This is a genomic window from Azospirillum canadense (assembly GCF_025961225.1).
Classification (GTDB): domain Bacteria; phylum Pseudomonadota; class Alphaproteobacteria; order Azospirillales; family Azospirillaceae; genus Azospirillum; species Azospirillum canadense.
In genome coordinates this window covers 45789-60724 of record NZ_JAOQNG010000005.1, presented here as the reverse complement: position 1 = coordinate 60724, position 14936 = coordinate 45789, and the positions used below count along the sequence as shown (strand labels likewise).

General features: G+C 64.7%; 12 protein-coding genes. 4 read left to right on the top strand and 8 right to left on the bottom strand.

What is annotated here, in order from left to right; all coding sequences use genetic code 11:
• Positions 1-45: 45 nt before the first annotated feature.
• On the top strand, positions 46-954 hold the full coding sequence (locus M2351_RS24890) for a LysR family transcriptional regulator (RefSeq protein WP_264658760.1): 909 nt from the start codon (positions 46-48) through the stop codon (positions 952-954).
• 114 nt (positions 955-1068) lie between these two features.
• Here M2351_RS24890 and M2351_RS24885 read toward each other — a convergent pair whose 3' ends face one another.
• The 5 genes from M2351_RS24885 to M2351_RS24865 form a co-directional block, all read right to left on the bottom strand.
• Positions 1069-1269: a hypothetical protein gene (locus M2351_RS24885; RefSeq protein WP_264658759.1), complete on the bottom strand. Its 201-nt coding sequence runs from the start codon at positions 1267-1269 to the stop codon at positions 1069-1071.
• Positions 1270-1672: 403 nt separating this feature from the next.
• Positions 1673-3469, bottom strand: coding sequence for a cache domain-containing sensor histidine kinase (locus M2351_RS24880; RefSeq protein ID WP_264658758.1), 1797 nt, complete (start codon positions 3467-3469; stop codon positions 1673-1675).
• Positions 3470-4070: 601 nt separating this feature from the next.
• Complete coding sequence (locus M2351_RS24875) at positions 4071-4217, bottom strand: hypothetical protein (protein WP_264658757.1); 147 nt, start codon at positions 4215-4217, stop codon at positions 4071-4073.
• A 522-nt stretch (positions 4218-4739) separates the two neighbouring features.
• The gene (locus M2351_RS24870; protein ID WP_264658756.1) at positions 4740-5948 is read right to left on the bottom strand and encodes a hypothetical protein; all 1209 of its coding nucleotides are present in this window, start codon (positions 5946-5948) and stop codon (positions 4740-4742) included.
• A 1027-nt stretch (positions 5949-6975) separates the two neighbouring features.
• Positions 6976-7992: a LysR family transcriptional regulator gene (locus tag M2351_RS24865; protein WP_264658755.1), complete on the bottom strand. Its 1017-nt coding sequence runs from the start codon at positions 7990-7992 to the stop codon at positions 6976-6978.
• A gap of 103 nt (positions 7993-8095) precedes the next feature.
• Here M2351_RS24865 and M2351_RS24860 point away from each other — a divergent pair, with 103 nt between their 5' ends.
• Positions 8096-8704, top strand: a complete 609-nt coding sequence (locus tag M2351_RS24860; RefSeq protein ID WP_264658754.1) for an FMN-dependent NADH-azoreductase — start codon at positions 8096-8098, stop codon at positions 8702-8704.
• Positions 8705-9488: 784 nt separating this feature from the next.
• On the opposite strand, the gene M2351_RS24855 is transcribed toward M2351_RS24860, so the two are convergent.
• Complete coding sequence (locus M2351_RS24855; protein WP_264658753.1) at positions 9489-10283, bottom strand: alpha/beta hydrolase; 795 nt, start codon at positions 10281-10283, stop codon at positions 9489-9491.
• Between the two features lie 513 nt (positions 10284-10796).
• On the opposite strand from M2351_RS24855, the gene M2351_RS24850 reads away from it, so the two are divergent.
• Positions 10797-11165: a hypothetical protein gene (locus M2351_RS24850; RefSeq protein ID WP_264658752.1), complete on the top strand. Its 369-nt coding sequence runs from the start codon at positions 10797-10799 to the stop codon at positions 11163-11165.
• A gap of 716 nt (positions 11166-11881) precedes the next feature.
• Here M2351_RS24850 and M2351_RS24845 read toward each other — a convergent pair.
• Together M2351_RS24845 and M2351_RS24840 are read right to left on the bottom strand one after the other, a co-directional pair.
• Positions 11882-12784: a ParB/RepB/Spo0J family partition protein gene (locus M2351_RS24845; RefSeq protein ID WP_264658751.1), complete on the bottom strand. Its 903-nt coding sequence runs from the start codon at positions 12782-12784 to the stop codon at positions 11882-11884.
• Positions 12774-13769, bottom strand: coding sequence for an AAA family ATPase (locus tag M2351_RS24840; RefSeq protein WP_264658750.1), 996 nt, complete (start codon positions 13767-13769; stop codon positions 12774-12776). The genes M2351_RS24845 and M2351_RS24840 overlap by 11 nt, the downstream gene beginning before the upstream one ends.
• Positions 13770-14116: 347 nt before the next feature.
• On the opposite strand from M2351_RS24840, the gene M2351_RS24835 reads away from it, so the two are divergent.
• Complete coding sequence (locus tag M2351_RS24835; protein WP_264658749.1) at positions 14117-14932, top strand: DotI/IcmL/TraM family protein; 816 nt, start codon at positions 14117-14119, stop codon at positions 14930-14932.
• Positions 14933-14936 lie beyond the last annotated feature (4 nt).

Here is a 14936-nt window from a genome sequence, read left to right as displayed (position 1 = left end):
CCCCCACTGGGGGCGGTGCGGTTGTGCATGGGGGAGGGTACGGCGGTGGCGACCGATCTGACCACAATCCGGCTGTTGATGGCGATTGCCGACAGCGGATCCTTCAATCGCGCCGCCTCGATCGTTGGGATCAAGGAATCCACCGTCAGCCGGCGGATGAGCGAGTTGGAGCAAGCGGCCGGCATCCCCCTGTTTCTCAAACGAACCACGGGCACAGAGTTGACCGAGGCCGGGCGGCAAGTGGTCGCCGCCGCGGAGAGCGTCATGGAAGCCGTTGTCAAGTTCGATGACGCGGTGAGTGGCGTTGGGCGTGCCGTGCAACGCCCGGTCACGATCAGCGCTCCGGAAGGCCTCAGTTCCTACATCCTCGCGCCGCTGTCCTCCGGCTTCGCGCCGCCGACGTGCCCCGTGCGGTTCTCCGATGCCTTGCCGCCGGTGAGCTTCCTGCCACTGGGCACGCCCGCTGACATCGAAGTGATCCTGGTCCAGCCTGGCGCGCCGATCCCCAAGACGAGCGACTACGTCTCCCGCAAACTCGGCCTCATGCAGTTCCGCCCGGCGGCGTCGCGCGGTTACCTGGAGGCAAACGGCGCTCCACAAACCGTGGCGGACTTGGCGCGGCGCCCAATCCTCCAGCACAGCGCCTACACCATTCTCCCGTCGTTCGCACGGTGGGCGGACATCGCCGCGACCGGAGCCAATGGGCCGGTGGTGACGGTGTCGACCAGTTCGGCGTTACACCGTGTCACGCTGACCGGAGCCGGCATTTCCTTGCTGCCGACGTTCTCGGAGTTGCTTGACCCTTCGGTCGTCGTTTTGCCGGTCGGGGAACCGCTCGGCGTTGAGGTTTGGGCGGTCGCTTTGCCGGAGACGCTTTCTCTGCCGACGGCCAAACGCGCCTGGGAGGTGCTGTCCCATGGCTTTCACAGTTCGGTCTGGTTCAACGCCGGTTGATGCCCAACCGTGCTCAGCCGAGCGCCTCGACACTGGCGGCTTGCTTTCATCGATTGCAGGATCGCGCCGCCGCAGCTGATGTGCCACCGCGCGTGGGTGGGCGAGGTCAATCGGTCACAACACCTCTTCGGTGTCCGCCTCCAGCGATCGTGGCAGCCAGGCGATTAGGTCACCGTCCACCCGCTCCCAACCATCCGGGCCGCGCATCCGCCAACCGCCGCCCTCCCACCGGCTGTCGGCCACGCGTCGGACGCCGGCAATCCAGGCGACAACGCGCGCCCCGTCGCGCGGCGCCTCCTCCGGTCGACGCCCCAAGATCGCCCCCAGGTCGCGTGCTGGGCCGCCCCGCCGCCACCGCTGGCCACCGCCCACAATCTCAACGAGGGATGCCCCGCACCGGCACGGCCGAGGGTCCAGCCCCAGGTGTGCGTCGACCGTGTCAGCGCACACCCCGCACCAGGCGCTCACATACATGATTGGTGCGCCGTTGAAGTCGCCCTCGTCTGTGTTGGACCCGGCCCACACCGGCCGCGGCTCGTCCTCGTCCATCGTGGCGTGTTCCTCAAACGTTCCGGCCGCATGTGAGCTTAACCGAGGCCTTGATGTCAAGGTTCCCCCACGTGGTGGCCGCACGCCCAGCAGGCCCGTCCTGACCGCCTGAGATGACGCGGGGACGCCGACCTCTTCCGGTATGGCCGACGCGCGTGGGGCCGCGCCGTCAAGCACTCCCTTCCGCGAGTGTGAGCGTCGTCACGTCGTGCCGCGGAATCAGGATTTCCGCGCTCGTGCCGCTCCCGACGTCGCTCACCAGGCGGATGTCGCCACCGTGCATGTCCAGCAGGCGCTTGGTGATCGCCAGGCCCAGGCCGGTGCCGCCATGGCGACGCGATGGCGTCCGGTCGCTTTGCCAGAACGGCTTGAAGACGTGCGCCAAGTCCTGCGGCGACAGACCGATGCCCGTGTCGACCACCAGAACGCGGGCCCAATCCTCGCTCGCGCTCGTCATCACCGTCACGGTGCCGCCCGCATCGGTGAACTTGACGGCGTTCCCAATCACGTTGATGAAGGCCTGCTGAAGCTTCGTTGGGTCCGCGAACAGGACGATTCGCCACGCGGGCGCCGGCACGCGCACCTCAACCCTTTTCGCGGCGGCCTGTCCGTTCACCACACGAACCGCCGCCGCGACGATCTCTCCAAGATCGACCGCCTGGAGATCGAGCGTGGACCGTCCGGCGTCGACCTTGGACAGGTCGAGGATGTCATCGATCAGCGCGAGCAAATGCGTCCCGCTCTGCCGAATATCGTTGATATACTCAGCCGCTTCCGCCCGCGACGGCTGGCGGCTCTCGATCGAGAGCAACTCGGACAGCGCGATGATCGCGTTGAGCGGGGTGCGCAGCTCGTGGCTCATCATCGCCAGGAAGTTGGACTTGCTGCGGTCGGCGGCTTCAGCCACAAGGCGCGCGCTGTGCGCCTCCTCCAAAGCCTTTTCCACGGTGGTTAAGGCCTCGCGCGCCGCGCCCTCGGCGTGGCGCCGCCGCGACACCTCACGCGCGACCGCCATGCCGCCGAGCGCGCAGCCGCTGGCCAGCAACAGCGCCAGCAGGCCAGCCAGCCGCATGGTCCGGCGCCAGTCGTCGAGCACGCGATCCAGCGTGTAGGACGCGGTGACCACGAGCGGCAAACGGTCCAGCCGCTTGTATGCGGCCAAGCGCCGGGTGCCGTCGAAGATGCTCGTGACCTGGAAGGAGCCCTCCGGCGCTTTGGGCAGATGCGCGGTGAAGAGCGGCGCCTGGCCGGCGTTGCGCCCGACCAGATCCTCGGTGAAGGGGTGCCGCATCAGCACGTCCCCCGCTGTGGTCAGCAGCGCGGTTGTGCCATCGAAGCCGAGGTTCAGCCCCGTGTAGAGGGTGTGAAAATGGTCCGCGTCGATGATGGCGAGGGCCACCCCGGCGAACCGCCCGTCGACATCGGACAGCCGGCGGCTCATACCGAACACGACCCTCCCGGTGAGGCGGCTTTTGAACGTCGCGGAGATGTAAAGCCCCTCGCCGTCACCGTCGCGGTGCGCGACGAAGTAGGGACGGTCGGAGGCGTTCATCCGGCGGGGTGGGAAGCTGTCGGAATCGGCAACGACGTCGCCTTGGGCGTTGAGAACGATCATGTTCAAGACAATGGAGGACGCCGCCGCCCGTTCCGCGAGGACGGCTTGCATCTCTTTCGGCCAGATCGCTGTGGGGTCGCGCCCCTCACTTTGCGCCACGACCGCGCGGAGCACGCGATCCGCCGCGGCGAACGAACGCGCAGCGTGATGTTCCAAGGCGCGCGTGACACTCAGGAGGGACGCTTCGGCCCGGTGGACGTAGGCGTCCCGGCTGTACCACGCGTAAAGCCCACAGCCCACCAACACCATGGCGGCGAACGTGAGGCTGCCGGCCGTGATGCCGGCCGGGGATAAAAGCGCGTTCCGGACGTCGCCCCAGCCACGGATACGCTTAACGATGGTCGACAGCATAGTCTGATCCGGGGCTAATCTGACGTCGTCACGCCAGCAGAAACGCGCACCGCCTCGACCTCAGCGCCGCCACACCTTTTCGGCGCCGTGGCCATGAACCCGTACGATCCGGACCACGGTGCGGCGGGGCGCGCTCCAAAGGAGCGGTGTCTCTGGCGGGCAGGCGTCGAAAATCCCGCCGGTCGCCCTGTGCCCGTCCCGCGCGGTCGAGACCGGCCGCCCGGCGATCCCGGGCCGCGCCGATGCGCAAGCCGTGCCCTTCGTAACCGGAGGTGAGCGGCGCTCTCGTCCCGGCCGACCACGACGTGATCACCCCCTGCCCTTCTCAGGCGGTTTTGGTCCGCCGGATCCGGCTGGCCCGAGCCCGAGCGTTCGGTTCGCGCCGGAACGGCATCCGCCAGACCCTCCCAGCGCACCACGGTCCGGGCGTCGACGCGCGCCCGTGTCTCGCGGCCGACCGACATCTGCGCGCGTTCGCGTGGACTGGTCCGGCGCCAGCCTCGGCTGCGCGGAACGGTACCGCTGGATACAAGCTGCGTCATATCACCCACCGAGTGCTGGCTCATACGGCCGGCGCCTGAAGTCTCCCCATGAGGGCATTTTAGGCAAAGGCGGGCCACCAATGGAAGAGCGTCTCGGCCGTGATGCGGTCGGGATCATCGGCGAGGGCACAGCCGTGATCGGCGAGCGTGTCATCGAGCTCGACCAGGGTGTCGAAGTGCTGGTTGGCGATCGGTTCGTTCGTCATGGGCCATCGTCGCTCCGCCGGCGCCAACCTCCCGGGCGAAGGCGGCGTGCAGCGCGCTGGACAGCGCGGTGTTGACGGTGGCGGTCAGGAACCAGATCTCCAGGCCGGTGCTCGGCGACGCGAAGCCTGTGACGGACATCCATTCAAAGCGCTGGTGGTCGTGCGCAGGGCGTGGTGAACCACATCGCTGTGTTTTCATTCCTCCCCTGCCCTCTCGGACTGCGTGAGGCCAATCGCCCGCGTGTGGGACCGCTTGCGGTTGGCCGCCCGTTGATGGCCAACAGGCACCAAGGCACCTGCGTCTCGCGCCGTTGCACAACGGGCCGGCGAAGCCGGCCAGGGCGGCCGAAAGGAACGCGCATACGCTGTGGCGGATGAAAGGACGGACTGCTGGTTACGGACACCGTGTGTTTGGGGCCGTACCACGCCCGGTCGACGGCTGCAACATTGCCAAGAAAAAAAGAATGGCGGGCCTGAACAAGCCCGCCGCGGTGGGTTGGCCCACTGTGTGCCCGGCCGGTATCAAACCTTGAATTCGCCTTCCAGCGCGGAGTTGGCGTCGTAAGCGGGCTTGTCCAGCTTGGGGTAAACCGGGAAGGTCGCCGCCGCGCCCGGGTTGTAATGCTCGGTGGGCAAGTCGCGCAGAGAAAAGAGTTCACCCGTCATCGGCTGCGCGCGGCTGACGATGTAATATTTCGGCTGCGAGGCTCCTTGCTCAAATACGGCGGTCAGGCGCACGGTGGAGTTGCTGTAGCCGTGGAGTGCCGAGGGCCCGCCTTGCGCCGGTTCGCCCGCGGCCGTCTTCGTGATCGTGTAGGGGACATCCGGGGTCATGGAGCGGATGCTCTTTTCACCGAACTGGAGGGTCATCAGCGGGATGACCTCGATCGCCACCTTGCCGCCCCAGGACGACTTGTTCAAAAGTTTGCCGGCGTCGGTACCCAGGAAGTCCGCGATGGCCTCGTCGATCGTACGCAGCGTCCATTCGTTCGTGGCGAGTTTCTTATCGCGGCGGTCGATGCGGCCCGTGCTGTCCTTGGTCGCGCCGACGATGAACTTGAACGTCCGCGCACCGTCGTCCGCAACCTGGAAAAGGCGCAGGTAGACGCCCGGCCGGCCGAACGTGGCGTCCGCAAAGGCCGCTCGCATGGCGTTGACCAGGTCGCCGAAGGTGGTCACGAGGGTCGCGTTCGGCTCGAGAAGGCATTCGACGTCGTAGCCGCGGCCCGACGGCCGCTTGTGGATGTTCGTCCACCCGAGGAAGGCGTTGTGCTTGCTGTCGTCGTGAGACTGGCGGATCGGCACGAGCCAGCGGGCCTCCCACCCTCCATCGACTTCACGCAGCCGATCGGCCAGGATGATGCCGCCCAGCCGTGTGAAACACTTGGCGTTCGTTTCCTGCGGCAACGCCAAAATCACCGGCATGTTGTTGGTGTCGATGGCGTGGGCGAGTTCCCTGGACTCGAAATCCTGGATGGACGGGCGCCGCTTGGTCGGGTCCGCGTTGCCAGCCGACGGGTCGTCCGCGGAAAGGAACATCTTCATCGGCGCCACACTGCTTTCCGTGTCGTTGACCCAGCGGAACAGAATGTGATGCTGCGACGGATCCATCGAACTCGTGTCGTAGCCGTCGACGTAGATCGGGCGGCTCAGGCGCGGACCAAAGGTGACCGTCGAAGTCGCGGCGGATTCGAGGGCGTCGAGATCAAGGAGGTCGAGCAGGGTGTCCATGGGACGGCTCCGGCAGAAGGGATGAGGAGAGACCTGAGTGTATCGCGCGAAATCGTAGGCAAAAAGAAGAAATCAGATGGCGGGAACGTCGGGCGGCATTTCTGGCGCCCTCCCCTCCCCTCCCCTCTTCGTGCGGCTCAACCCGGACCTGATCCCGAACCGGCTGTCCTGCCCCTCAGGTCTGGTGACGCGGGACGGCAATGTGTTGCTCATGGGGCGACGGGGACGGTGATGGTCGTCTGGACAGAGTGTTGGGAGGTTAGGAGACGAACCGCAGGGCGGCCGGGCTGCTTCCACAGCGCTTCGCACAGAGCGGTTGTCTTGATCGCTGGGCGCGCTGCACGTTTCGCCGCCGGCGATGCAGCCGGGTAAGGTCCGGCAGGATGGTGACCAAGGACGGTGCTGGAGAGAAAGAGCGGAACGATCCGTACTGATTGGGAGAGCGTTCAGACCGGCACGAAGACAGATGTCGGTCAGGCGATGGGGATGGTGGTTGCGAGGGCGGGCATGTAAGGGTCGGTGTGGTGCGGCCGTGTGACCGGCACCCTGGAGTGCCCAAACGTTGAAAACTTGCGCCAACCCTTTGTGCGCGACGGAGCGTAAGGGGCTAGAAGCAAGCGGCGCAGGGCACAAGCGTGCCGGGGAGCCGGGGAGCCGGGCAGCGGGTGATGCTCGTGCCGGGGGGGGGCGTGGGGTCCAGCGTTGTACCGCCGGTGGGCTTTGGCAATGACTGAACGGTGGTGGGTGACGTCCGAGTGGGGCTTGCGAGTGCGCGCAGGAATGACCATGGCTGTGCGGTTCCGATGGGCAACGTCGTGTTAGGATACCCGTAGAGTGCTGGTCCAAGCGGTCGTAACACGGGCGGCAGGTGTACCATACCTCCCCGCCGGAGCAACTCCCCTCTTCAGCTCAAAGTAGAACCCCAACCAATACAAGCTGGCACGACCCTGCTACGAACAAGCTCTAAGCGATCGACATGGTCTTGTCGAGGTTCCGTCCGTATATCGTCGACGATTGATCGCGCACCTCAAGCCGTGCGTTGTTCCGATGTGTTTGATGTCGACGTGCGCACGGTGCCGTCTTCGGGGAGCGTGTCGGCGTCGTGCTCGGCGCAATCGCTAGCCAACGCCTTCAGGCGCTGGATCAGCCATCGCCCCGCCGGACCGGGCGGACCGTCGGAGCGGTGGACCGCGAACATAGGCATTTTGAAGCCGGTGGGCCAATCCTCGATCGCAAGCTCCACCAGTGTTCCCGCCGCGAGATCGTCCGCGACCAGCCAATGGGGCATGCTGCCCCATCCGAGCCCGGCGCGCAGGAAGGACAGCTTGGCGCCGAGATCCGCAAGCCTCCACGTCTTCGGAGAAAGGACACCAAAATCGCGACCTTCAGACAACTTCGACCGGTCAGTCAGGACGAGCTGCACGAACCCTTCCAGAGCCTTTGACGAGATTGGCGCGGGCAACGCCGCAACCGGGTGCGCGGGCGCGGCCACCATCACCATGCCGACCGCCAGCAGGCGATCTTGGCTCAGCTCCGAGGGCACCAGAGGCAATGATCCGGAGATTGCGATGGCGCACCGCCGATCAAGGACCGGCTGGAGGACCGCCCCCATGGCTTCGACATAGATGCGCAGCGGCGTGTCGGGGAACGCCGTCTGGAAGTCCGTCACTGCGCGTGTGAGAAGCTCGATCGGAAACATGACGTCGACCGCCGCGGACAGTTCCGGTTCGAGCCCTTCGGACAGGCCACGGGCACGCACTTTGAACGCGTCCATGCGGTGCAAAACCGCCCGGGCGTCGGCCAGCAACGCCCGACCAGCCTCGGTCAAAAGCGGCAAACGACCGGAGCGGTCGAACAGCTTGACGCCAAGCTGCCCCTCCAAATTCGCCATTGTCTGGCTGACAACCGACTGCGCACGGCCAAGGCGCCGGCCTGCCGACGAGAAGCTGCCGGAATCAGCCGCAGCCACGAAGGTGCGGAGTTGGTCCAAGGAAACGCCGTCGAGCATCCATCGAGCATAACGATGGATAGTATCGAAATCCATAGGCTATCGCGCTAACCAACGCGACGCTACGTTCGCACCGTCAATGACCTCGGCCCTTTCGTTCCTCAGGTCCTCTCCGATGCTCCAACAAGGAAACACACCCATGAAGCTTCTCCATGTCGACTCGAGCATCCTCGGCCTCGCTTCGGTGAGTCGCGAATTGTCGGCGTCGATCGTTGAGGCGGAACGCCGCCGGCATCCGGAGATCGAGGTCGTCCGCCTCGATCTCGCGACCGCGCCAATTGGGCATCTCACCGGCGCGCATCTCGCTGCGGCACAGGGCGCCGTCCCCGACGACGACGCGCTGCGCGAGGATGTGAAGGCCAGTGGGAAAGCCTTGGACAATTTCCTGGGCGCGGACATCGTCGTCGTCGGCGCGCCGATGTACAACTTCGGCGTCCCAAGCCAGCTCAAGGCCTGGATCGACCGGCTTGCCGTCGCGGGGCGGACATTTCGCTACACCGAAAACGGCGTCGAGGGACTCGCCGGCGGCAAGAAGGTCATCATCGCATCCTCGCGCGGTGGCGTGTACGGCCCCGGTTCGCAGGCAGCGGCGCTTGACCACCAGGAAACCTATTTGTCGGGCTTCTTCAGCTTCCTTGGGATCACCGACATCACCTTCGTTCGCGCAGAGGGGGTGGCGCTTGGCGAGGAGCAGCGCGCCCAGTCGATCAATGGCGCGAAGGCCGAAATCGCTCGCCTTGCGGCCTGAACCCCATCATTCGGCTGTCATGGGCCGGCCATAAGCGAGCGATGCGCCAGCTGGTCCGCGTGCATGCGGTGGAAGACCGTGTATTTGGCGTCGTGGAACGCGCGCACCGGTCCGCTCGGGGGTCGATGACCCGGCCGGCCCTCGTCATGGCGCCCATGGCTTCGCCGCGTGCCGAAACGGAATGGCACAAGGGGAGGCGCCCTGCCCTACCCTGACATGGGCGCGACGATCACCCCTGACCGATCCGGTGCATGCCCTATGGACTCTGAGCGCGCGGCATTGATGGGCACCACGGGACATCAACGCGCCTCAGATGGCTCACGCTGCTTGCCGCTGATCCGATAACGCCTTGTCGCGGGTGATGGAACGTTTGGACGCTCTCATGCGCTCTCGCCTACGTGCGTTGTAACGCGCGTTACAATGGTCGCGCTGTTGCGTTCTTCGTATAGATGGCGGTGGTCGCTACCGGAACGTTTGAGAGACCGAACTCAATGATTGAGAAACGGTAACTCTATGATTGAGAAGCCTCACGCAATGATCGAGAAACGCTGAGCCTGACCGAACGCTGAGACCGCTCACAGGATGGGCAGCAGAATGAAGCCGATCCAACCGGGTCCACCCCTTTTTATGACTCCTCCTTGCCACGCGTACGACTTCACTCCGGATTCCGACCCCTCATACCAACGGCGAATGAACCGTTCCGCAAAGCGGATTTGCGCAGAATCGAGTACTCTTCGACACAGGCTTAAGCGCGCCTTTTCTCAGCGCTCATTTGCCGTTGCCATCACACGGGCAGCCATTCGGCGATGGACCGGGCAATGTCCGCCGCTCCGGGCTCGACCAGCAGCATGTGCCCATGGCCGGGCGCCTCGCGGTAAGTTCCGTAGCGGAACGCGGATACGGACGCGCGGGCCGTTTCGGGCGACACGATGCGGTCCTCGCGGCCGGAGACGCAAAGGACCGGGCAACGCACTGCCCCGACATCGACCGCCGTGGCCTTTGTTCGGTCCAACATCCAGAAGAACAGTTCGAACAGTGCCCGCCCAGACTCCGGCCCGAAACGGTCGAAGACTGCGCGTCGCTCGTCGGCGGGCACGCCGTTGAGGGAATCGCCGGCTGCGACGGCGAAGTTGGGGTGGACGACGGTCGTCCAGAAGGGGCCCAGGGACATCAACCCTTGCGCCGCGGTGCGTTCGCTGTCGGTGGAGGGCAGAATGCCGGCGCGCGGCGCGGCATCGACCAGGACCAGCGCTCGGGCGAGCCCGTCCGCGGCCAGCTGCTGGACGAGCACGCCGCCCATCGAGTGGCCCAGCAGAACCGGCGGCTCTGGGAAGCCCTGCAGGAAGGCCGTTAGGTCCGCCCGGTAATCGGCCATACCAACGCCTACCAAGTCCTGGCCGGTACCCACCGCCACACCGTGCCCCTTCAGGTCGGGGTCGTGGACGGTCCAGCCGAGATCGCGGAACACGCCGCGGAACACCTCAAAGCACCAGGCTCCAGCGAAAGCCCCATGGACCATAACAATGGATTTCGCCGCGGACAATCCTGGCCCGGTCGTGGTCGAATGGATATCGGGCATTACGGCGGCAACTCCCAGGGCCTGAAGAAGATGCCGCCGAGAGATGTTGCCCATTGTTTCACGAGGCTTGGTCCGCATAGGCACCTCGCACAGCCGCCTTTCCACTTGTACTCGCGTTGCCGCTGAGCCGGAGGGCCGCATGGGCATTAATCGCCCGTGCAGAGGGCCAATAGGTTCACTGCAATTGCTGGTGTGGCGAGCGCGTTCGGGTGTTCCAACTGAGCGTCGCCAGAATTGATGCCACCGGCAAACTTGTCGCCGAGCGTATGGAACTGGCCGCGCGCTGCCCGGTTCGGATAATCGCGCCACCGTGGGCCGGCCTTGGGCAGTCTCGTCGCCAATTGGCTGTCGGCGGCGAGCGTCCACGGCGAGCCCGACGATATGTCTGTCGGATGGACAGGATGGCTCGTGACCCAGACCACGCCAGTCGTGGGCCACAGCACCGACAGCGGCCCAGCAGTTGTGTCGTTGGCGGAGAGAACGGGGATGAGCAGACGGTGGCGATGGCTCGTGATGATCGGGATCCTCGGCGCTTGCGCCTATCCCGGTGTCGATCAGGCCCTCAACGCACAACGAGCTCTTGTTGGCATGCCGAAGGCAACCTTGCTGTCCTGCGCTGGGTTACCCGATCGACAGGCGGCGACCGGCGGCCAGGAACACCTCACCTACCAAAGCCGCCGGACCTACTCCTCCCCAACCTCGGGGGGCAATGGGCAATCGCCCTCCGGGACTTACACAGGCAGCCCTGTTTGTGAGGCGACCTTCACGATGCGCAATGGCGTGGTCCAGCAACTCGTCTATGGTCTTGCGTCGAGCGGGAATTGGTCGCTCTACCAATGCTACACCATCGTGCAGAAATGTCTTCCCACGGCTCCCCACTGACATCGCCGGTGCCGCAATTCAGACCAGGACTTGCATCAATGCTCGCTGACAGAAACACTCCACTGCACGCTCGCGATGTTTGCAAGCCGCCGACGCGGCGGGTGGCGACGCCCCGCTGGTCCCCGGCACCGCTGTTCTCACTGGAGGATTTGCGTCGACCGGTCCTATCCCTCACGCCAAGTAGCGCTCGCGGCCACCTCGAACCGTTTGCGGAGTAGGGGCTGGGTGTGAAACAGACATGCTCAGAGATGGCTTGCTCTGGTGTCGCCGCAGGTTTTGAAGCGGGTCGCGTGGTGAGCGCCGACTTTGAGGATTTGTCTGTCACATCGTCTGGCACCGGCGTTCAGTTGAATCGATTTGCGCTGTGCGGACCATGTCGACGTGCGCGTTCTGTCCGAATTCGGACAAGGTGAGAGGTGAGGGGAGTGGGGGCGTTTTTAGCGCTGGTGCGCTCAGTGCGCCACCGTCGGGGCGGCGGCACCGAAGAAGGAACTGTTGGCTGTCCGAATTCGGACAAAGATTGAACCGTCGGGAACGGTGTCGTCACGAGGGTTGCGCGTTGGCCGGGCGGTAGAATGTCCGAATTCGGACAATGAGTGCTGTGGGGGCGCGAGAACGAGCCGGAGGGGGAAGTGGTGGGATGAGTGCGGCTGTCCGAATTCGGACAAAGTGAGAGGAAGGAGGGGCGGGCAATAGCCGCCCCCCAGCCCTGCTATTTACGACGCGGACCCGAGAAGTCGATCGATAAGATCACGGGCTTGCTGGAGTTCCTGGCGTTGGGCATCATCGAGCGCGGCATCGTTCGCCTGGACGGCGGCGTGGACGGCTTCGATTTCGCGGACGAAGCGGCGCGAGGTGGAAACCATGCGCAGGATCGACTGCTGATGGGGTGGCGACATCCCAGGTGAGGTGGCGGAAGCCTTTTTGGCGGAACGGAGTTCGGTAGTCTTCATGCCGTTCTTGACCTTCGTCCACAATTCCTCCTGCTGGGCGTGGTCGGCAACGGATGCGAGTTCGAAGAGGATGCTCTTGGAAGTCTCGCGATGTGAGGTGGCGCATTCCTTCCGGATGGTCGGCGAGAGGCGTTGGAGCGACAGAATGCTCGTCACCTCCGTGCGGCTGTAGCCAACAACCTCGGCAAGACCTTCGTGGGTGTAGCCGCGGAAGTCGGTCATACGGGCGAAGCCGTCCGATTTTTCGAAGAGGTCAAGGTCAACGCGCTGTAGGTTCTCGATCAGCGCAATCTCGTCCGCGTCACCCTTGGTGATAACCGCGTAAATGGTGTCTCGGCCGAGAAGTTGATGGGCACGGTAGCGGCGCTCGCCGGCGCAGAGCGTGTAACGCCTACTGGTTCCTTGCCCGGCGACGCCGGACTGCGGGCTGACCAAAATAGGCTGCTGGAGACCGTGTTTGTTGATCGACTCCGCGAGAGATCGGAGTGCATCGCCGTCGAAGTGCCGACGGGGTTGCTCGGGGCGGGTGTCGATGTCAGCGAGGTTGATTTCGACAACTTGCGGGAAGTCACTCGACGTGCCGAACAGATGGCTGACGTTGGTATCAGCCCTGGCGGCGGTCTGGAACGCCGGATTAACGACCTTCTTCGGGAGCTTAGGAGGCATGGGCCACCTCCTTGCCGACCGACATCGAAACGAGGACCTCGCTCAGTGCGTTGAATACATGGGTCACCTCGCCGTCGTCATCGTAGTCGATGAGCGGGTAGCCGCCCTTGGCTGATTTGGCGTAGTTGGTCGTCCGCGGGATCGGGTCGAAGACGCGGGTCTTGTCACCGTAGGCGTCCCTGATCTCGTTAAGCGTTTCGACGTCCTGGGAATTGCGTGCCGAGAAGAGTGTCGGAATCATGCCCAGGATGCGCAGGGTCGGGTTACCCTTGCGCCGCATCTTGTCGATCGTCTTGAGGAGCTGGGGGACGCCGGTAACAGCGAAGGCTTCGGTCTGAACGGGAACGAGCACGCCGTCGGCTGCGGTGAGGGCGTTGACGGTCAGCATCGTCAGGCTGGGCGAGCAGTCGATGACAATGAAGTCGTAGTTGGTCACCTCGGCGAGCTTGTTCTTCAACCCCAAGCCCGCAAAGCCGTCGGACGCCATGGCGGAGTCGAACTCGGTAAGTTCCAGCGATCCGGGAAGAAGGTCGAAGCGGTTGTCGAGCACCGGCACGACGCACCTGGAGATGGGGGCGTCTTCGCGCAGGACGTGGTGCAGCGACTTGCGGTCGTCAAAGGCCGCGATCGGATCGCACCCGACGTGGATCGTGGCGTTGGACTGCGGATCGGCGTCGATCAAGAGCACGCGGAAGCCCTGGCGGGCAAGTTTGGCGGCAAGGTTGACCGCGACCGTCGTCTTACCAACGCCGCCCTTCTGGTTAGCGATGGCAACGACGACGCGCTTGCCCGGCTTCGACGCGCCAACGCCGTTGCGGTGCAGGAAATCTTCCACAATGACGGGGATACGGGTAACGCCATTCTCCCACTTGTTGACCATTGTGCGTTCGTATTTGCGGCCGAGCGCGGTCGCGATCCAAGACGCAAACTCGCTCTGGTTTTCCCCGCGTTTTTCGCGGAACGCGCGCATGTCCTCGCCGTTCATATGATCCCCGTGGTTGAGTTCAGAGAGTGCGTGTGACGTTAACGGGTGGAGCATGCTTGGGGTGTGACCCACAGTCAAGAGGAAAGCGTCGATGTGTGGGTCACAAGCTGAGCGGTGTGGCACTGAGGGCTCGGTGGCGTTGGTGGACAACCGATGCATACAGTGGGTTGGACCCTTGTGGCGCGGACGTGCGCACCGGTGGCAGCCCAATGGGGGAGTGGGGAGAGATGGAGCGTCCGGGTGAGGAAGCCATCAAGGGCGGGCGGCAGGGAAGGTGGATACGAAAATGGATGACGGGGAGGGGTAGCGGCGATATTGTGGCGGCGGTCTTATTATAGGAGACGAACTTGCGGACGGTTGCAGCAAGCGCAAAGCGTGGTACGAACGGCGGGAATGCGCCGGGGGTGGCGCGAGGTGCTGGCGCGCCGTCGGCGGCTGGGGTGCCCAGGAACGGTGCGGCCGCCGAAGCCGCCACGGGTGCGGCGGGCCGGACCGCGCCGCGGCCTCCGGGCAGCGGACCAGGTGGCGGGGACGGGCCGCCGAAGGGACTGGGCGCCGCGCAAGAGCGGTGGGACTTCTATCGGGATGAGAGCAACAGGAAAAACGGCCAAATCAAAGGACTGCTCGTCGCTCTCGTGGTCGCGGTCGGCATGTACCCGGTTTTCTATTACGCCGCAAAGGGCCGCGACAATGTGATCGGCTACGATTCGGCGACCGGGCGCATGACACGAATTCCGACGCTGGAGGAGCCGCACGTGTCGCCGGCCACCGTGCGGCAGTTCTGTGCGGAAAGCGTTCAGGAAATCGGCACCTTCGGCTTCAGCGATTACGACATGCGGCTTCGCAAGCTTCAGGACTGGTTCACTGACCCTGCCTGGCGGGCGTACCTGAACGCGCTCAGGGATCGGAACCGACGCAAGAGCGTCGAGGACAACACGCAGACCTGGGCGACGCAAGCGATCCAGCCCTGCGCCATTCTGGATCATAAACCGAAGGACGGCCGCTATTGGTGGTTGGTGCAGGCTCAGGTGCGGCGGGTCATCAACTCCGGAAACCAGTTTGGGGCGCCCAAGGAATTCCCGATCACCATGGAGATCGTCCGCGTCGGGGCCGGGGAGGGCAAGAAAGACATGATCGCCATCGACACGTACCGGGAGCCGTGAGAAC

Bases quoted from the DNA above. Each gene is read 5' to 3' on its own strand.
- M2351_RS24845 (WP_264658751.1), bottom strand. From the start codon at position 12,784: ATGCCTCCTAAGCTCCCGAAGAAGGTCGTTAATCCGGCGTTCCAGACC.
- M2351_RS24875 (WP_264658757.1), bottom strand. From the start codon at position 4,217: ATGACGAACGAACCGATCGCCAACCAGCACTTCGACACCCTGGTCGAG.
- M2351_RS24860 (WP_264658754.1), top strand. From the start codon at position 8,096: ATGAAGCTTCTCCATGTCGACTCGAGCATCCTCGGCCTCGCTTCGGTG.
- M2351_RS24840 (WP_264658750.1), bottom strand. From the start codon at position 13,769: ATGAACGGCGAGGACATGCGCGCGTTCCGCGAAAAACGCGGGGAAAAC.
- M2351_RS24855 (WP_264658753.1), bottom strand. From the start codon at position 10,283: ATGCCCGATATCCATTCGACCACGACCGGGCCAGGATTGTCCGCGGCG.
- M2351_RS24850 (WP_264658752.1), top strand. From the start codon at position 10,797: ATGATCGGGATCCTCGGCGCTTGCGCCTATCCCGGTGTCGATCAGGCC.
- M2351_RS24865 (WP_264658755.1), bottom strand. From the start codon at position 7,992: ATGGATTTCGATACTATCCATCGTTATGCTCGATGGATGCTCGACGGC.
- M2351_RS24870 (WP_264658756.1), bottom strand. From the start codon at position 5,948: ATGGACACCCTGCTCGACCTCCTTGATCTCGACGCCCTCGAATCCGCC.
- M2351_RS24880 (WP_264658758.1), bottom strand. From the start codon at position 3,469: ATGCTGTCGACCATCGTTAAGCGTATCCGTGGCTGGGGCGACGTCCGG.